The organism is Rhizobium sp. NPDC090279, from assembly GCF_044769665.1.
Classification (GTDB): Bacteria; Pseudomonadota; Alphaproteobacteria; order Rhizobiales; family Rhizobiaceae; genus Rhizobium.
The window spans coordinates 1-18,209 of record NZ_JBIVYI010000005.1 but is presented as its reverse complement, the minus strand read 5'-3'; the positions used below and the strand labels follow the sequence as shown (position 1 = coordinate 18,209).

The 18,209-nt window shown below is 59.6% G+C and carries 18 protein-coding genes and 1 tRNA gene; 9 read left to right on the top strand and 10 right to left on the bottom strand.

What is annotated here, in order from left to right:
* Positions 1 to 39 precede the first annotated feature (39 nt).
* Entirely contained in the window at positions 40 to 816 is a 777-nt protein-coding gene (locus tag ACIQWP_RS13305) for an alpha/beta fold hydrolase (protein WP_402787660.1), read from the top strand.
* 37 nt (positions 817 to 853) lie between these two features.
* On the opposite strand, the gene hisC is transcribed toward ACIQWP_RS13305, so the two are convergent.
* Together hisC and ACIQWP_RS13295 are read right to left on the bottom strand one after the other, a co-directional pair.
* Positions 854 to 1,912 carry a histidinol-phosphate transaminase gene (gene hisC, locus ACIQWP_RS13300; RefSeq protein WP_402787658.1) on the bottom strand — a complete coding sequence of 353 codons (1,059 nt, stop codon included), beginning with the start codon at positions 1,910 to 1,912 and terminating at the stop codon, positions 854 to 856.
* Between the two features lie 172 nt (positions 1,913 to 2,084).
* Entirely contained in the window at positions 2,085 to 3,008 is a 924-nt protein-coding gene (locus ACIQWP_RS13295) for a LysR family transcriptional regulator (protein ID WP_402787655.1), read from the bottom strand.
* 181 nt (positions 3,009 to 3,189) lie between these two features.
* On the opposite strand from ACIQWP_RS13295, the gene ACIQWP_RS13290 reads away from it, so the two are divergent.
* The 4 genes from ACIQWP_RS13290 (at position 3,190) to ACIQWP_RS13275 (ending at position 8,331) form a co-directional block, all read left to right on the top strand.
* A complete protein-coding gene (locus tag ACIQWP_RS13290; RefSeq protein WP_402787652.1) occupies positions 3,190 to 4,752 on the top strand; it encodes an MFS transporter in 1,563 nt (520 codons plus the stop codon).
* A 240-nt stretch (positions 4,753 to 4,992) separates the two neighbouring features.
* Positions 4,993 to 5,340, top strand: a complete 348-nt coding sequence (locus ACIQWP_RS13285; protein WP_402787649.1) for a hypothetical protein — start codon at positions 4,993 to 4,995, stop codon at positions 5,338 to 5,340.
* Between the two features lie 434 nt (positions 5,341 to 5,774).
* The gene (locus ACIQWP_RS13280; RefSeq protein ID WP_402787646.1) at positions 5,775 to 6,836 is read left to right on the top strand and encodes a porin; all 1,062 of its coding nucleotides are present in this window, start codon (positions 5,775 to 5,777) and stop codon (positions 6,834 to 6,836) included.
* A 409-nt stretch (positions 6,837 to 7,245) separates the two neighbouring features.
* Positions 7,246 to 8,331: a 3-deoxy-7-phosphoheptulonate synthase gene (locus ACIQWP_RS13275; RefSeq protein WP_402787643.1), complete on the top strand. Its 1,086-nt coding sequence runs from the start codon at positions 7,246 to 7,248 to the stop codon at positions 8,329 to 8,331.
* Between the two features lie 3 nt (positions 8,332 to 8,334).
* On the opposite strand, the gene ACIQWP_RS13270 is transcribed toward ACIQWP_RS13275, so the two are convergent.
* From ACIQWP_RS13270 to ACIQWP_RS13245, 6 genes are all read right to left on the bottom strand, one after another.
* Entirely contained in the window at positions 8,335 to 8,781 is a 447-nt protein-coding gene (locus ACIQWP_RS13270) for a DUF6314 family protein (protein WP_402787640.1), read from the bottom strand.
* A complete protein-coding gene (msrA, locus tag ACIQWP_RS13265) occupies positions 8,750 to 9,277 on the bottom strand; it encodes a peptide-methionine (S)-S-oxide reductase MsrA (RefSeq protein WP_402787637.1) in 528 nt (175 codons plus the stop codon). Before msrA ends, ACIQWP_RS13270 begins: the two co-directional genes overlap by 32 nt.
* A complete protein-coding gene (gene msrB / locus ACIQWP_RS13260; RefSeq protein WP_402787634.1) occupies positions 9,274 to 9,723 on the bottom strand; it encodes a peptide-methionine (R)-S-oxide reductase MsrB in 450 nt (149 codons plus the stop codon). Before msrB ends, msrA begins: the two co-directional genes overlap by 4 nt.
* Before the next feature lie 181 nt (positions 9,724 to 9,904).
* Entirely contained in the window at positions 9,905 to 10,402 is a 498-nt protein-coding gene (locus tag ACIQWP_RS13255) for a GAF domain-containing protein (protein ID WP_402787631.1), read from the bottom strand.
* Between the two features lie 38 nt (positions 10,403 to 10,440).
* Positions 10,441 to 11,127, bottom strand: coding sequence for a pentapeptide repeat-containing protein (locus ACIQWP_RS13250; RefSeq protein WP_402788716.1), 687 nt, complete (start codon positions 11,125 to 11,127; stop codon positions 10,441 to 10,443).
* A 436-nt stretch (positions 11,128 to 11,563) separates the two neighbouring features.
* Positions 11,564 to 11,640: transfer RNA gene (locus ACIQWP_RS13245), tRNA-Pro, on the bottom strand.
* A 305-nt stretch (positions 11,641 to 11,945) separates the two neighbouring features.
* Between ACIQWP_RS13245 and ACIQWP_RS13240 the strand changes: the two genes are divergently transcribed.
* Positions 11,946 to 12,350 carry a hypothetical protein gene (locus ACIQWP_RS13240; RefSeq protein WP_402787628.1) on the top strand — a complete coding sequence of 135 codons (405 nt, stop codon included), beginning with the start codon at positions 11,946 to 11,948 and terminating at the stop codon, positions 12,348 to 12,350.
* 69 nt (positions 12,351 to 12,419) lie between these two features.
* Here ACIQWP_RS13240 and ACIQWP_RS13235 read toward each other — a convergent pair whose 3' ends face one another.
* Positions 12,420 to 14,147 carry a hypothetical protein gene (locus ACIQWP_RS13235; RefSeq protein WP_402787625.1) on the bottom strand — a complete coding sequence of 576 codons (1,728 nt, stop codon included), beginning with the start codon at positions 14,145 to 14,147 and terminating at the stop codon, positions 12,420 to 12,422.
* Positions 14,147 to 15,220, bottom strand: coding sequence for a glycosyltransferase family 2 protein (locus ACIQWP_RS13230; RefSeq protein WP_402787622.1), 1,074 nt, complete (start codon positions 15,218 to 15,220; stop codon positions 14,147 to 14,149). The genes ACIQWP_RS13235 and ACIQWP_RS13230 overlap by 1 nt, the downstream gene beginning before the upstream one ends.
* Positions 15,221 to 15,523: 303 nt before the next feature.
* Between ACIQWP_RS13230 and ACIQWP_RS13225 the strand changes: the two genes are divergently transcribed.
* From ACIQWP_RS13225 to ACIQWP_RS13215, 3 genes are all read left to right on the top strand, one after another.
* Positions 15,524 to 16,339 (top strand): transporter substrate-binding domain-containing protein, encoded by an 816-nt coding sequence (locus ACIQWP_RS13225; RefSeq protein ID WP_402787619.1) that lies wholly within the window; start codon positions 15,524 to 15,526, stop codon positions 16,337 to 16,339.
* Between the two features lie 128 nt (positions 16,340 to 16,467).
* Positions 16,468 to 17,136 carry an amino acid ABC transporter permease gene (locus ACIQWP_RS13220; protein ID WP_174173850.1) on the top strand — a complete coding sequence of 223 codons (669 nt, stop codon included), beginning with the start codon at positions 16,468 to 16,470 and terminating at the stop codon, positions 17,134 to 17,136.
* Positions 17,123 to 17,845, top strand: coding sequence for an amino acid ABC transporter ATP-binding protein (locus tag ACIQWP_RS13215; protein ID WP_402787613.1), 723 nt, complete (start codon positions 17,123 to 17,125; stop codon positions 17,843 to 17,845). Before ACIQWP_RS13220 ends, ACIQWP_RS13215 begins: the two co-directional genes overlap by 14 nt.
* Positions 17,846 to 18,209: the final 364 nt, after the last annotated feature.

Below are 18,209 nucleotides of genomic sequence, written 5' to 3'. Positions count from 1 at the left end.
CATCTCGATCAGGCGAAACAACAACTATCGGGTCGTATCGTGAAAACCTTCCAATCAAATGCCGCGCAAGGCGGCATAAGATATCACGACATCGGCGTGTCGGCGGATGGCCCGCCGCTGCTCTTCGTCCATGGTCTTGGATGTGCATCTTCGTGCGACTATCCCACGGTTGCGGCAGACCCGGCTCTTTCGGGACGTAGACTGTTGCTGATCGATTTGCCGGGATCGGGTTTCAGCGACCACCCTGCCAAATTCGGATACGCCATCGTCGACCATGCGCAAGCATTGGTCGAGTTCATCCATGGCTTGGAACTGGAGTCCATCGATCTTTTCGGCCACAGCATGGGTGGCGCCGTTGCCATCAAGGTCGCTCATCTTCTGACCGATCGCGTCCGGCATCTCGTGTTGAGCGAACCAAATCTCGATTCGGGAGGCGGCTTCTTCAGCCGCGCGATCGCAGAGATCAGCGAGGCCGACTATCTGGCCCATGGCCATGCCGACCTCATTCGGACGTGCATGACGGACGGAAACGACATCTGGGCTGCATCTCTATCACTATCAGCACCTTATGCCGTTCATCGCTCCGCATCCTCTCTGGTCCACGGCGATCTTCCGAGCTGGCGCGAGCAATTATATGGATTACCCATGCCAAGGACGGTGATCTTCGGTGAAAACTCATTACCCGATCCGGATTGGGAAACCCTGCCGAAGTACGCCATCAATGTTGAGATCGTCGATCAGGCGGGGCACTCGATGGCCTGGGAAAATCCGCAGGGCCTGGCGGCGGCCATAAAGCGGGGATTGATCCGGCAATAGGTCGCGTTCGCCTTTTCCGCTGCTCCATCAGCCGATGCTAGCTTACTATTTCCTTGAGAGCCGCCAGCAGGCGATCGCACTCGTCATCCGTGCCGATGCTGATGCGCAGGAAGTCGCCTATACGCTCGGCGGAAAACCGTCTTACCAGAATGTTCCTGCTCCGCAGCTCGGCCGCCAGTTCGGCGCCTGGGCGATTGGGATGTCGTGCGAACAGAAAATTAGCGGATGACGGAAGAACGTGAAAACCCAACTCCCCGAGCGCGGCGGCCAAGCGCTCGCGGCTGGCGATGATCATGGCGCGATGACGCTCGAACCAGTCCCGATCCTTCCAGGCAGCCACCGCACCGGCCAGGGCGAGCCGGTCGAGAGGATAGGAATTGAAGCTGTCCTTGACCCTTTCCAGCGCCTCGATCAGCGGCCGTTGCCCGACAGCGAAGCCGACGCGCAGGCCGGCAAGGCCACGCGACTTCGACAGGGTCTGGACCACCAAGAGGTTCGGATATGTCCGGACAAGCGGAACGGCGCTCTCGCCACCGAAATCGACATAGGCTTCGTCGATGACGACAACCTGGTCCGGGTGCTCTCGGACAAGCGCTTCGATACCCGATAGGGGTAGGCCGATCCCTGTGGGTGCGTTGGGATTGGGCAGGATGATCGCGCCGCAAGACTGGCGATAATCATCGAGGCGGACGCGCATCTGGTCGTCGACCGGAACTTGCCGGAACGTGATGCCATAGAGGCGGCAATAGGTCGGATAGAAGCTGTAGCTGATATCCGGGAAAAGCAGAGGCTCTTCATGGTTCAACAGCCCCTGGAACGTATGCGCCAGAACCTCGTCCGATCCATTGCCGACGAAAATTTCGTCCTTATCAACCCCGAAACTTTCCGCGATTGCGATGCGCAGCTCCCGCGCCGTCGAGTCCGGATAGAGCCTGAGCGTATCCGACGTGGCCCTCGAAATCGCCTCCAGGGCGAGCGGCGAAGGACCGTAGGGGCTCTCATTGGTGTTCAGCTTGGTCATCCCGCCCGTGGTCGGCTGCTCGCCGGCGACATAGGGGATTAGGGAATGAACAATCGGACTCCAGAAGTGGCTCATCGTGGTTTCCAAATTTTTGCGGTTGCAGGCCGCGGCTCGGCGCGGCAAATCTGCATGTGAAGCCTACACCGTCGCAAAACCAAACTCCTTCGACAACCGCCTGCGGAGCAATTCTGGAAATTATCTCTCCGACCAGGCAAGCGTTTTGCGAGTCAGGCCCAAAGCCTCTATCTCAGGCAGTAGTCATCGCCGGCAAAGCGTCGCAGCTTTTCGCAAAGAGCCGCTCGCTCAGAAAATCGACGAAGACGCGGACCTTGGGCGACATGTGACGATTGGACGGCCAGAGCAGATGGAAATGGCCGGGCTCGTCGATGAAATCATCGAGAACCGTTCGCAGCCTTCCTTCCGCAAGCGTGCTGCGCACTAGGAAATCGGGCATACAGCCGATGCCGAGGCCGGCGACCGTCGCGCCGCGCACGGCTTCCATATTATTGCAGGAGAAGGCCGTCCGCATCCGCAGGTCCAGCTCGCCCTCCGGCATTTTCAATGGCCACTCCTGCAGCTTGCCGCTGTTCGGAAAGCGAAACCGGACTGCCAGATGCTCGTCGAGCGCGCGCGGGCAATCGGGCAGGCCGAAGCGTTCGAGATAGCTGGGTGCTGCGCAGAGCAGCATCTGAAACGGCCGCAAGGTGCGCGATATCAGCCGCGAATCCGGCAGATCGCCACTGCGGATCGCGACATCGACCCCCTCCTCGATCATATCGACGATGCGGTCGTTGAAATCGATATCGAGCTCGACCTCGGGATAATGAGCGACGAATTCAGGCACGACGGGCAAGAGGAAGTGGTAGCTGACGATCGGCACACTGACGCGAAGCCGGCCGCGCGGTACGGCGACCGCCTGCGCAAGCGAGGCCTGCGCATCGTCGAGATCGTCCAGCACCCTGCGACAGCGTTCGTGAAAGAGACGTCCCTCCTCGGTCAGGCGGATGCTGCGGGTGGAGCGCTGCAGCAACCGGACGCCCAGCTGGTGCTCCAGATTGCTGACCGCCTTGCCGACAGCGGAGGCCGAAAGGCCAAGCACGCGCCCGGCGGCCGCGAAGCTGCCGAGATCCGCCGTGCGAACGAAAGCCGTCAAGCCGCTCAAGCGATCCATGGAGACACTCCATTCGAGAGTTTTATTCCGGTATGAGTGGCAATATAGCGCGATTATCATGCGATTGCAGCAAAACTATCTTGCTCGGGTTATTTGAAGCCCGCGGACGATGGCCCTTTGGCCAGCACCACTCCCAGGATTGCCCGCGGCTTTCCCCTTGCTCGAACCCAATGGTAATCCGATGACCTCACCTCAGACAAAGGTCGCAAGTCCGACCGAGAAGTTCTTCGTGCTCGTCGCCGTCTGCTGCGCCGCGGCGGCGATGCCGCTCACATTCACCGGTCCGGCCGTTGCCTTGCCGGCCATCAGCCGCACGCTCGGCGGCAGCCCGATCGCTCTCAACTGGGTCACCAACGCTTTCATGCTGACCTTCGGCAGCTGCCTGATGGCATCGGGCGCGCTGGCGGACAGCTTTGGCCGCCGGCGCATCTTTCTGACCGGCGTCGGCTGCTTCGCGCTGTTTTCGGCCGGGCTGGCTCTCGCCCGCAACATCGTCTGGTTCGATATATTGCGGGCACTGCAGGGCCTCGGCGCCGCAGCCGCCTTTTCCGGCGGCATGGCATCGCTCGCCCAGGAATTCGACGGCACGGCGCGGATGCGGGCGTTCAGCATCGTCGGTTCCAGCTTCGGCGTCGGTCTCGCCTTCGGGCCGATCGCCTCCGGCCTGATGATCGATGCGTTCGGCTGGCCGTCGATTTTCGTTCTCGTGGTCGCGCTGGCGTTGCTTGCTCTCGGCCTTGGCGCCTATTTCCTGCGCGAGTCCCGCGATCCCGCTGCGACCGGACTCGATTGGCCGGGCGCGCTGAGCTTCACGCTTGCCCTGACGCTCTTCACCTATGGCGTGCTGCGCGCACCGGAGACTGGCTGGAGCGACCCGCTCGTCATCGCCCTGCTGGTCGGCGCCGCATTGCTCTTTCTTGCCTTCGGCATCATCGAACGCGTCGTGAAGCGGCCCATGCTGGATCTCACCCTGTTTCGCTATCCGCGCTTCGTCGGCGTGCAGCTTCTCGCGGCAGCACCCGCCTATGCTTTCGTCGTGCTGCTGATCCTGCTGCCCGTGCGCTTCGTCGGCATCGAAGGCATGAGCGAGATCGCCGCCGGGCGCATGATGGTTGCTCTATCAGCGCCGCTGCTCATCCTGCCGATCGTTGCAGGCCTTCTGACCCGCTGGCTCAGCGCGGCAACGATCTGCGGCACCGGCCTCATCATCTCGGCGGGCGGCCTCTTCTGGCTCAGCCATTTCGCCGTGGGTTCAGCTCCATCAGCCCTCATCGGTCCGCTTTTGACGATCGGCATCGGCATCAGCCTGCCATGGGGCCTTATGGACGGGCTTGCCGTCAGCGTCGTTCCCAAGGAGCGCGCCGGCATGGCGACCGGCATCTTCAGCACCACCCGTGTCGCCGGCGAGGGTGTGGCACTTGCGGTCGTCAGCGCCATCCTCTCCGCCCTTGTCCGGTCGAACCTCGGATCGTCGGCGGGTGAGAATGCCTCGGCTGCTGCGCAACGGCTCGTGACAGGCAATCTGGCCGCCGCGGCATCGAATGTGCCGGCGATCGGGCACGACGCTCTCATCCAGGGCTATGGCCACGCCTTCAGCGCGTTGCTCTGGCTTCTGAGCGCCATCACCGTCATCACCGCGGTCGTCGTCTTTTCCTTCCTCGGCCGGGTATCTGCGGCCGCCGCCGCAGAAGACGTGGAACAATCGCAAGAGAACGAAGAGACGCTCGTCGTATCGAAAGCTTAGGTAGCAGTGACGGCTGGCCGGGAGGCAACCCGGCCAGCCCGAGCCACCGGCCGCGGCATAGCAAGAAGGCAAATCGAAGGCTGAGAGCTGCCGAAAATTCCACGGCGGCGCAACAGAATGTTTCGAAACCACATAAAATGTGCGCGCCGTATCCTTGCGTGGACCGTCTTCAGAGCGGTGTCAGGCTGGCGTTTATATGCACCGCTGCTATATCATATCCCCATGATATCAGACCGGTTTTTGAAGATTATCGCCTGGACCTATATTGCGACGCTCATCGGCGTGACCTTTGCGCATCTCAATTGGCAGGCCGCATTCGGAAATCCGTTCGACATCTTTCGCGCCGTCGCACTCTGCGTAGCAGGGATGCTTGCCCGGCTGGCCTACCCGCAATCTCCTTCCTTCACTTGCCTCTTGATGATCGGCAGCGTGCTGCTGCTTTCCGTTTCGCATCTCCTGGCAAACGGCAATTATGGTTCGACGCTCGACATCATTGTCGGCATGACCAGCGGGCTCTGGGGTATCATGATCGGCTCGATGTTGAGCAAGCTCATCATCTCGGCCTCCAAGCGACCAGCCTCATACTAACCATTACCGTAAGAGCTATCGATTGCTCGAATATGCCGCCCTCGATGACCGCGAGGGGCGATGATCCCGGCGCGAGCAATTAAATAGCCAATTGCGACCGGTCTGTCGTATGCGGCAATATTACCAAACAATATTCGAATATAATAAAGCATATCATTGTACCTCAAAATGACTATTGCGCAGCCAATATTATGCAACACTTACCATCTATGTTTGTAGATGTTGCTTTCCTGCAACTAGAATTTAAAATTCACGAAAAAGTCATCTCGAGAAAAATATATCATATAACTTTGCAGGAATTCGTCTTTAATGGCGACCAGAAGCGGGTGGGGCCCGTTTCTCCCGAGTCGGGGTTTTTAAACAGGGATAGGGTCAAGGCACGTCGATTTTCGGCGCGATTGCCTATGCCCAATCTATATTGGATTGGAGTACTTATGAATATCAAGAGCCTTCTTCTCGGCTCCGCTGCTGCTCTGGCAGTAGTTTCTGGCGCCCAGGCGGCTGACGCGATCGTCGCTGCTGAGCCGGAACCGTTGGAATATGTCCGCATCTGCGACGCATTCGGCGCTGGCTATTTCTTCATCCCGGGCAGCGAAACCTGCCTCAAGATCGGTGGTTATGTTCGTACCGAAGGCAAGTGGTACGACGCTTACAACCCGCGCTCGACCAACGGCACCTACTGGCGTAGCCGTGCACACCTGACCGTCGACACCGCATCCGACACCGAATACGGCGCGCTGAAGACCAACACCATTCTGCGTTTCGACTGGAACGACGGCGGCGCAACGACCACCAAGCTGCTGTTCGCCAACATCAGCCTCGGCGGCTTCACCATCGGTAAGCTCGACTCTCAGTACAACCTGTACACGGGTTATGCCGGCGGCGTCATGAACGACGACGTTGTTTACGACGGTCCGTACGAACTCAACCAGTTGACCTACAACTACGACGCAGGCAATGGCTTCACCGCTGTTGTCTCGCTCGAAGACAGCAACTCCGGTTCGGGTGCCAAGGGCGTAAACGGCCGCGACAGCACCAACCATTACACGCCGGACGTCGTTGCAGGTCTCGGTTACAAGGCTGGCAACTTCGGCTTCAAGATCGTTGGTGGTTATGACTCCATCGTCGAAGAAGGCGCCATCAAGGCTCGCGTCGATGCTGACTTCGGCGTCTTCAAGGCCTTCTTGATGGCTGGCTGGAACACCGACGGCGATCAGCTGAACAAGTACGCAAGCTCGAACGGCTCCGGCCCTGCCAAGACGATCGGCTGGGGTGACTGGGCTGCTTGGGGCGGCGTGACCGTTCCGATCAACAGCAAGGTTCAGGCCAACGCTCAGGTTGCCTACACCGACTCGAAGATCTTTGCCGCTACGGCGAACCTCAAGTTCACCCCGGTCAAGAACTTTCAGATCACCCCAGAAATCTCCTACACCAACTGGGATTCGATCAATCAGGACCAATGGTCCGGTCTGCTGCGTTTCCATCGCAGCTTCTAATCGCTCGTTTACGAGATCTGATCTGACTTGACCCCTGATCGGATGGGGGCCGGCCTTACTTCCAGCGAAGTCGGACCGGCCCTTCCGAGACAGGGGTTACGCTTTTTACCCACGCCGCTCGAACGAGCGACTGTGGCTGCGCAACCAGGCACGGAAGAGTGGCTTTGACCGCTAGTTGGAATGCCGCCATTACAGGCCGGCCTCTTTCATTGCTTCCGCATCAACAGCATCGACATCACGCATTTTTTGTCGTAGAGACAGGTCATGTCGATCATCTGCGCATATGCCTCGCGATTTTATTCGTACCGCTGCTTTCAGCGGAGGCGGGCCTGTGCGTAGTTAAAATCGACGCGACACCAAGGACCGAACAGCCGCTAGTCTACCTGGCGGCTTTTTTTGTCGCCGCGGTATGACCTCACAAGGAACCGATACCGTGCTGAATTCCACTGATGATTTGCGTATTGTCGAAATCACGGCGCTGACGCCGCCCTCTCGGATCATAGACGAGATCCCCCGCGACGCCGCCGTGACGACAACCGTCACCGAGGCACGCAATGCCGTGCATAATATCCTCCGCGATGAGGACGACCGGCTGATCGTCGTCATAGGCCCCTGCTCCATCCATGATCCGGATGCCGCACGCGAGTATGCGGCATGGCTGAAGGAACAGCGCGACCGGTTCGCCGACGATCTCGAAATCATCATGCGGGTCTATTTCGAGAAGCCACGGACCACTGTGGGCTGGAAGGGTCTGATCAACGATCCGCACCTTGACGGCAGCTACCGCATCGAGGAAGGCCTGCGCATCGCACGGAAGCTTCTGGTCGATGTCAACGAAATCGGACTGCCGGCCGGCTGCGAATATCTCGATACGATCACGCCGCAATATATCTCCGATCTGGTCAGCTGGGGCGCGATCGGCGCAAGGACAACCGAAAGCCAGGTGCACCGCCAATTGGCATCCGGTCTCTCCTGCCCTGTCGGCTTCAAGAACGGGACGAATGGCGATGTGCGGATTGCGCTCGATGCCATCATCGCCGCTTCGCAGCCACATCATTTCCCGGCTGTGACCAAGGAGGGTCTCGCCGCGATCGCTTCGACACGCGGCAACGAGGATTGTCATGTCATCCTGCGCGGCGGCAAGCAGCCGAACTACGATGCCGCCAGTGTCCAGGCGACCGCCGAACAGGCACTGAAAGTCGGGCTCGAGCCGCGCATCATCATCGATGCCAGCCATGCCAACAGCAGCAAGAATCCGGAAAACCAGCCGTTGGTGGTCACCTCGGTCGCGGAGCAGGTCTCAGCGGGCGACCGACGCATCAAGGGCATGATGATGGAAAGCAACCTCATCGCCGGCCGCCAGGATCTCGTTCCCGGCAAGCCGCTGGTCTATGGCCAAAGCATCACCGACGGCTGCATCGACTGGCAGACCTCCATCCGCACGCTGGAGGATTTGGCCAGGGGAGTACAGGCAAGACGGCGGCTGGCCCAATAAGGACTAGGCACGTCGATAGTGCGCGAGGCTCAGATAGTGCTTCCTGGGCCCGCGTACATGCCACACCTCAGCCCAGGCATCATGCCCTCGAAAGAAGAGCCGGCCCCGATAGAGATCGGGGCCGCAGTGATGAACGACACGCTGAGATGCGCTGCCGTCGATACGAATGAATTCTGCAAGGCTGGGGAAACGGACAATGAGCGTCTCGGCCACATCATCATCGAGCCGATAGGTGCGACTGCTTCTGAGCGTCGCGTGATCGCTGCGCGTGTCGCCATGCTCCTCGAACTGGACAGGCGTTACGAACGCCTGTCCTTCGAAGGTGATCACGGCACGATTGAAGCGGTCGATGATCCGGCGCTTCACATCCCACGTGCCGAGATAGGGTTTCAGCCGGTCGATTGGACCGCTCCCTGCCTCAGGACGCCGCGCGCTGCGCTGCGTCGGCATGCCGGCGCGGCAGCTTCCAGCCGGGCCGGACGAAATGGCAGGTATAGCCGTTCGGATAGCGCTCCAGATAATCCTGGTGCTCCGGTTCGGCTTCCCAGAAATCGCCGACCGGTGCGACCTCGGTAACGACCTTGCCGGGCCACAGGCCGGAAGCGTCGACATCGGCGATCGTATCGAGCGCGACCTGCTTCTGCTCCTCGCTGGTATAGAAGATCGCCGAGCGATAGCTCATGCCGACATCGTTGCCCTGGCGATTGCGCGTGCTCGGATCGTGGATCTGGAAGAAGAATTCCAGCAGATCGCGAAAGCTGATCTTCTGCGGATCGAAAATGATCTCGATCGCCTCGGCATGGGTGCCGTGGTTGCGGTAGGTGGCGTTGCGGACATCGCCGCCGCTGTAGCCGACGCGCGTCGAGATGACGCCGTTGTAGCGGCGGATGAGATCCTGCATGCCCCAGAAGCAACCGCCGGCGAGAACTGCACGTTCCGTTGTCATCTTACATCCTCCACTTGATCGATGTAGGCACCATAGCCCTCTGCTTCCATGCGGTCACGTGGCACGAAGCGGAGGGAGGCGGAATTGATGCAATAGCGCAGGCCACCGCGATCGATGGGACCATCCGGGAAGACATGGCCCAGATGGCTGTCACCACCGGCCGAGCGCACTTCGACGCGCACCATGCCATGCGACATGTCCGTCAGCTCGCTGACATTGGCGGGCTCGATCGGCTTGGTGAAGCTCGGCCAGCCGCAGCCGGAATCGAACTTATCCGCGGAGGCAAAAAGCGGCTCGCCCGAGACGATGTCGACATAGATGCCCGACTGCTTGTTGTAGAGATGTTCGCCGGAGCCGGGACGTTCCGTGCCGCTCTGCTGCGTCACGCGATACTGCTCGGGGGTAAGCTTGGCTATAGCCTCTGCCGTCTTGCTGTATTTGCCCATTGTTGTTCTCCTTGCCCCTCGGCACGCATTTCGAGCTTGGCCGAGGTCCTTTGGCAGGACGAGAGAGGGCCGGATGAAGCTCGATCAGCGCTAAGGGAGTGTTTGCAGAGCCAATATAGGCATCGCGCGATCGCTTTGCCATATCGATCACGACTGCGTGACGCCCTGTGCCTCCCGCGCCTTACCAATCCGTTTCATATGAGCCGGCATAAATTACGGCGAGCGCCTCGACGCCAGCCTGATCGTCACTATCGAACCGGCCGGGAAGCGGGCTGTCGAGATCGATGACGCCGAAGACCTTCCCATTGCGAAAGAGCGGCACGACCAGCTCCGATCGCGAAGCGGCATCGCAGGCGATGTGCCCCGGGAACGCATGCACATCCTCGACCAGGATCGACTGCGCCCTTTCGACCGCCGTCCCGCAGACGCCGCGGCCGACGGCTATGCGCACGCAAGCCGGCTTGCCCTGAAACGGGCCAAGCACAAGCCCGTCCAGCTGCCGCAGGAAATAGAAGCCGGCCCAGTTGAGGTCTGGCAACATCTGGAAGATCAATGCGGAGGTATTGGCGGCGTTGGCGATCGGATCGTGCTCGCCGTCCAGCAGGGCTTTCAGCTGATCGGCAAGCTCGCGATAGAATTCGCGCTTGCTGTCGTGTCGGATCGACTTTTCTACGAACATGGGCTTGGTCTTTCGAAATTCCTGTCTCGGAGAGACTATCAGTCCTTATCGTCAGGCGGGCAAGGCCAGCCGGACGGCGCCTTCAGCCAGGATGGCAATATGGTCGTATTGTCGCCGCAAGCCAGATTGACCTGCGCCTGCTGCAGACCGCTTGCCTTCGACAGATCGAGCCCCTCGATGCGCGTCAGATACATGAAGGCGCCACCGAAGGAGGTCGCCCCGTCTATCACCGCACCGTTCAGCGTCGCGCGCGAAAGATTGGCGAAGGAGAAATTCGCGCCCGTCAGCACCGCCTTGTCAAAATCGGCGCGCCCGAGTTCGGCCTTCTGAAAATCGGCATCCTTCAGCTGAGCGCCGGCAAATTCGGCCCTTTGCAGCTCGGCATTGGCAAAGGACGTGCCGTTGGCGGAGGCGTTAGTGAAATCGGAACGATATGCCTCGATCTTGGCGAAGTTGGCGCCGTCGGCCTTGGCATTCTTCAGCCAGGCACGCACCAGGGTTGCCTTTTCGAGGTTCGCGGAAGTCAGGTTGGCATCGCTCAGATCGGTGCTGTCGAAATGAGCGCCCGCGAGATTGGCGCCATGCAGATCACTGGTCTGCAGCATGATGTTGGTCTTGCTGCAGCCGCTCCAATCAAGCCCGGGGCCGGCGACATTGCCGCAATCGGCGGCGCGCAGGGCATCGCTGCTCGAACCCAGGAGAAATGCGGCGCTCAACGCCAGCACGCCAAAACCGGTGGCGAGCCCCAATTTCTTCCCGACGGCATCTCCACGCAAAGTGCCACAACGCTGCCGTCGACCCACAAACGCCTCCCCAGCCAATCTGGCCACCCCGTCAACAAGATCCATTCCGCTACTCCGCTCAAGCACCTGCCAACCGAACTCCTCCATGAGTCGGATGCACGTCCCTCTTCCTTGTATATGGTGCTTCGGGCGACAAAAAGAGCCGGTTTTGTAAAAGCATCGCCAAGGCGCGGTTTGGATCTCGACCGGCGGCCGTCGGGAATGGCCCTCCGCCACAAGAAGTTTCACCAAAACCACACACAGGCCTGGCCTTGGGCAACCGGCACAGCGAGGCGCAAACGCAGCCGGACCTTGCGCAGCACGGGTAGACAATATTTTTGATCGGAGATTTTTCGGGAGGAAGATCAGTGTTTTAAGCTGGTCGGAGTGGAGTGATTCGAACACTCGACCCCCACGTCCCGAACGTGGTGCGCTACCAGACTGCGCTACACTCCGTGACCAGCGGCGCTTCTATAGACCAGCCATTTTTGATGTACAAGCACCAATTTCAAAAAAAGCGTTTGATTTTTGACGAAAAGATTACAGCTGCATCTGCCTAGAAAATCGGCAGGAAACGGCGGTCGAAAAGGCCGGCGTGCAAAAGACGCAACAGATCGAGTAAAATCCAGCTTGTACACGCGGATGGGAATTTTCTTTTGCCGGCTTTGGCGCTAAAGCCCTATGCGGGACAGGTGGAAACGTCGTGGGACAGCACGGCTTTTCCGCGACCGAATGCGTGACAGAAGCTCAAGGACGACACGATGAATATCCGCATGATTACCGCGGCTGGACTGCTGCTGGCGCTGGCCGGCTGCAGCACCACGACGACAACGACGGCAGCCCTTCCGCTGCTTGCAAAAAATCCCGTTCAGGATCGCTGGCAGGGCCAGTCTGCAGGCCGCTTCTTCGCAGCCTACGGTCCGCCGATCTCCGACCGCGACGAAAGCGGCAATCGCGTCTACACCTGGCGCGGCGGCTACAAGAACGTCACCATCGTTACCAAGGACGGCAAGAAGAGCGGCAAGCGTTCTCTCAGCTGCAAGGCCGACATCGTCACCAACCAGAGCTATGAGATCCGCTCGGTCCATATCCTCGGCGACCAGCCTGGTGTCAGCGGCCCGTCCTACTGCGCCGAACTGCTCGCTCCGCCGGAAAAGGCGAGCTGAGGCCAAAGCTTCACACGGAACAATGCCAGCAGGCGGCCACGCAAAGGCTGCCTGTTGTGTTCCCAGGCATCAGCCGTTTGCGGCGGCGAGTTCGGCGCAGCTTTTTGACGGAGGTGCATCGGCAGCCGGAACAAAGGCCTTGTCGACAGCATAAAGTTTCGCAAACGGCGTTTCGGCGACCAGCCGTACGCCTTGCGGAACCACGCCGCCAAAGCGATCCTCGACATCCGCATTGACGAGCAGGACAAAATCGAAGCGGCGCCGCCAGTCGTTGAGATAGGGCGCGATGCCGCTGACGGCCTTGATCTCATCCGGGCAATCCAGCACGCTTATGGAGAAGAGATTGCCTTCCGGCACGGCGATGTCGCTCCAGGGCGGCAACACAGTCAACGGCTGCTTACCCTTGGCGGTAAAAAGCGTCGGCACAAAGGCATGGGCATAGGGGACGGCAAGCGTCGGCAAATGCCGGAATGTATCCTGATTCCACGCGAAGTAGCGATGATCCGCAAAGCCATGTTCGCTCTGCTGCCGCATGACCGGCAGGACGGCCGCGCCTTCGGGCACCGCAGCCAGGACAGTGCTGACGTCGGCGGCATCGGCTTCCCCTTGCCACCAATTGACGCCGATCCAGGCCGTTCTGCCCAATACGACGGTAGACAGCACCAGCATGACAACAAAAGCCTGACGACGCGGCAGGCGAGGCAGAGGGCAGAGCATCACCATGGCGGTGAGCGCCGTCATGATCGGAAAGCGCCAGCTGATCCAGCCGGTTCCAAGCATATGGCGCGGCACGACGCAGGACAGAAGCAAAAGACCCGCGGCCGTAACCGCCATGCCGGCATGGAGGCTCAGACGGCGCGTACGCACAGCATAGGTACAGACCAGTATCAACGGCATGAGGAACAGCATGTCGGCCAACAACGCATAGCTCCAGAGCGCTGACATCATGTTCGCCAGGATCAGAAGGATCGAATTGTTCCAGGATGCGTCGAGACTGCCGCCACCGCCCGGCAAGACAGGCTGATAAAGGAAAAGGCAGATCGCCGGCAAGGTGCAACCAAGCATCGCAACCAGAAGCCTGCCGCACAGGCGCAGCAAGTCGCGAGGCGATCTCAAGGCTACCGCCGTCGGCGAAAACTCAAGCCCGCAGACAAGCGCCAGGTAGAAGCCCAGCGAAAAGAGATGCATGACGGTGAGCAGCAGGCCCGCCAGCAGACGCCAGCCGAACAGTATAGCGGGATTGCGGGACTGCAGAATATGATCGACTGTCGCGAAGAATAGCGCCATGCCGAGCCCGATCTGGAAATTGATGAAGCCGCCGATCAGCGTCGCGCACCAGGCGAAATACAATATGCCGATCTGCCAGTAATAGCCGCCGCCATGCAGGCGCCGGTGCAGCGCTATCGCGCCGAGCGGCGGCAGCACGATCGCCAGGAAGAGCAGGCTGCGCGCCAGCAGCGAAACACCGATCAATGGCCCCAGCCAATAGGCGGCGAGATCGATGCCGACATTGGTGAACGTCCTGTTCCAGTCGAGCGCATAGATCTCACGAAACGGCGGCGTGTCGATGCCGCCGGCCAGCAGCCACATACGCGCATAATGGTTCGGATAGTCGAGGATCGGCGGGAACTTGAAGATGGTGACGAAAATGGCAACCAGGATCAGGAAGGCGGCGATCGCGATGCCTGGCCTCTGCCTGACGATGGCGGTGTCAGCATCAACTGTTTCACGCGCGGGCGCGGTGTCGGAAACGGCCACCTTCTCGGCCGACGGCGACGTTGCAAAACCTTGCGGCATCAGCGGACCGCCCTCACCCGCTCCGCATCGTCAGCCGCTTCGGCGCGGCCATGCAGGGCCTCGTCGAGCGCCTGTCGTTTGCCCGCGGCATCCAGCTCGGAAAAGCCGCCGGGAATATCGAGCGATCGGCCGCCCTGCAGCAGGCTTTCAATCATGAACATCGGCCGCCGCTTGTTCTCCTGCACCAGGCGGCCGACATATTCGCCGATGATGCCGATGCAGATGAGCTGGATGGCGCTGAACGCGGCAATGGCCGCCATGATGCTCGACCAGCCGACGATCGTCTCGCCTGCAAACCAGCGGATGAGCGTGTAAAGCAGCAACAAGGCGGCGCAGCCGGCGCTGGCAAGGCCGAGCCAGGTGCTGATGCGCAACGGCACGGTGGAAAAGCTGGTGATGGCGTCGAGCGCGAAATTGATCATCTTGCGCAGCGGATATTTGGTCGTGCCGGCAAAGCGCGCGTCACGCTCGTAAGGCAACGGCACCTGCCGCCCGCCGATCCAGCTTACCATGCCGCGAATGAAGCGATCCCGCTCCGGCATTGCCAGCAGAATATCGACGACGCGGCGCCGCATCAGCCTGAAATCGCCGACGTCACGCGGGATCGTCACCGAGGCGAGCCGCGACAACAACCGATAGAAGAGCGAGGCCGAGGCGAGCTTGAACCAGCTCTCCCCCTGCCGGCGTACACGCTGGCCATAGACGACATCGGCGCCGCGATCCATGATCGGCATCATCATGAGCAGCAGTTCCGGCGGGTCCTGAAGATCGGCGTCGATGAGCAGCACCCGCTCGCCGCGCGAGGCGGCAAGACCGGCGGTGGCGGCAAGCTGGTGGCCGTGGTTGCGCATGAGGCGCACGCCGAGCACCTGCGGCACCTCCGTCGCAATCGAGGCGATGACCTCCCAGGTGGCGTCCGTGGACCCGTCATCCACCAGGACGATCTCGAAGGCTTCGCCGGCGATACTCCGCGCCGTCGCCTCCGCCCGCCGGCAAAATTCCCTCAGCCCCTCCTCCTCATTGTGGCAGGGGGCAACGATGGAAAGCAGCAGTTCCTGGGATTTCTGGTTCATGATCGCCTGCGTCAAGGTAATGGCGACCAGAGTGCAGGAAAAAGGTCAAACAAGCTTTAAGGATGGGGTCAACGGCAGGCGGCCCAATTTCCCGCACCGGTTTCATGAAGAATGGATCATATTGCAGACAGTATCCCTGCTTCGCGGTGTCATTCCCAACCAAAATGTTACAGCTCAACCCTTGACCCGGAAACATTGTCGTTGAATATGGCCCTCGGGAGAAGCTTGCAGTCTAAGGCTACGCGCTATCTGAAGGGTTGTGGCGGCCTCAGTGCATGATCTCCCGTCAGAAGGAGAGCCCCCTTGAAAAGCAAAGCACTTATCGTATTGGTCGCCACAGTGGCTTCCGGTCTTGCAACCACCATTTGTGGAACTTCCGTTGCCATCGCTCAGGATGCGGCAACCAGCATCGTCGTCGGTGCTGATACCACTTTCCCGCCCTTCGAAACCGAGAAGGACGGCGTCGTCACCGGCTTCGACATTGACATGATCAATGCGATCGCCAAGGCCGAGAACATGACGGTCACTCTGAAAACCCTGCCGTTCAACGGGCTCATTCCGAGCTTGCAGGCCGGCTCGATCGATGCGGCCGTTGCGGGCATCACGATCAAGGCCAGCCGGTTACAGAACGCGAATTTCAGCGACGCGTATTACAAGTCCGGCCTATCGGTTCTGGTGAAGACAGACTCCGATATCAAAAGCTTCGATGATCTCAAGGGCCATGTCGTCGCCACCAAGAAGGCAACGTCTTCGGTCGATTACCTGACAGGTCACGGCGTCTCGTCCGATTACATCAAGCAGTTCCAGAGCATCGACGCGGCCTATCAGGCGCTTATGACGGGCGGCGCGGATGCGGTCATCTTCGACAACCCCGTCAACATCGACTTCAAGGCCAAGCACGCCGGCGTGCAGACCGTCGGGCCGCTGCTGACAGGCGAATATTATGGCATCGCCCTTAGCAAGACGAAACCCGAACTCGTCAACAAGATCAATGACGGACTGGCCAAGATCAGGAAAAGCGGTGAGTACCATCAGCTTTTCGTGAAGTATTTTGGCGGCGATACGAGCGGCGAGGTCAACGACGTGCTCGATCCGGCGAAGGTCGCACTTTCGGAATAATATCGGCCGAAGATATTCGAGGCTTACCGAAAGTACTGTGATTGATCCGTAGGCTGCGCGGCGCATACTTGCGCGGCGCAGCGACATCAGTCCTCCGATAGATAAAAGAAACAAACAAGGCACGGTTCATGGACGCCATCTGGCAAAATTTACCTGTGATCCTCAACGGTCTGCTCCTGACGATCGAATATTCGATCGTCGCTATCATTCTGATGGTCATCATCGGACTGGTTGCGGCGCTTATGCGTCTTTCGAAGGTTGCGCCGCTGAGATGGATCGCCACAGCCTATGTCGAGATTTTCAGATCAACGCCTTTGCTGGTCCAACTCTTCTTCATAGTGCTCGGACTGCCGGCAATCCTGCCAGTCAACGCATGGTTCGGACAGCTCACCTATCCTATCCTCGCAGCCGCTCTCACCCTCAGCCTCAACGAGGGCGCTTACGTCACCGAGATCGTCCGAGCCGGCATTCTCGGCGTTGACCGGGGGCAGAAGGAAGCTGCGGCAAGCATTGCGATGACCGGCTTTCAGACGATGCGCTACATCGTTCTGCCGCAGGCCTTCAAGCGCATGATCCCGCCTTTGGTCAACCAGGCGGCCCAGACGATCAAGGACACCTCGCTGCTGGCGCCGGTCGGCATTGCCGAACTGGTCTACAAGGGCGAGATCGTGATAGCCGAAACCTTCGCATCCTTCACGATATGGGGTTTCGTCGCGGTGCTGTATTTCATCATGATCTTCTCCCTGTCGAAGTGCTCGTCCTACATTGAGAGGAGGCTTCAAGTTGATAAGCGTTAAAGAGCTTCACAAATCCTTCGGGCATCATGAGATCCTCAAAGGCATCACCACGCATGTGGAGAACAATGAGGTCGTCGTCGTCATCGGACCGTCGGGAAGCGGCAAGAGCACCTTCCTGCGTTGCCTGAACGGACTGGAAACGCCCACCAGCGGCGACATCGAAATCGCCGGAATGATGCTGACCGATCACAAGACCAACATCCACAAGCTGCGCCAGCATGTTGGAATGGTGTTCCAGCAGTTCAATCTCTTCAAGCATCTGACGATCCTGGAAAACATCACGATCGGTCCGCGCAAGGTCAAGAAAGTCGCGCCTGACGAAGCCAACCGCGTGGCGCGCGAATTGCTGGCGAAAGTCGGACTCACCGGAAAGGAAGCGAATTATCCCGACGAGCTTTCCGGCGGTCAGCAGCAGCGTGTCGCCATCGCGCGCGCGCTGGCGATGGGGCCTGACGTCATGCTCTTCGATGAGCCGACCTCGGCGCTCGACCCCGAGATGGTGGGCGAAGTGCTGCAGGTCATGAATGATCTGGCGCGAGAAGGCATGACGATGGTCGTCGTCACCCACGAAATGGGCTTTGCCCGCGAGGTCGGCCATCGCGTGATCTTCATGGATCATGGCCAGATCCTTGAGGAAGGCGCCCCCAAGGAGATTTTCTCAAATCCGCAGATGGATCGCACAAAGAATTTTCTGGCGAAGATTCTTTGAACAAGAGGCCCGCTTCGGCGGGCCTTTTCCTTTCAATTAGGGAAATTATGAAGTTTTAGGCCAGCAAGATCGAGTTTGGATGAGCTCACTAGCCAGACCGTCCGGATCTCAAGCTCTGTTGATGTCGATTTACCAAGCAGGAAATTCGCTTAATACATCGGGCTCTAATATTGAGAGTAAGGCATTAATTATCCGCTGACCTCCGAACCAAAACTTGCTGACATGGCAGAGCGATCTCCATCAAGTTGTGGTAAGGGTGGCCGCCGGCATGGTCTGCCCCCATGGGGTGATCCGGGCTTAATGTTAGTGCATGCTCGGTCTAGCCGCCACTGCTGGCGTTGAAGCCGGGCCATTCTGGCGCGGC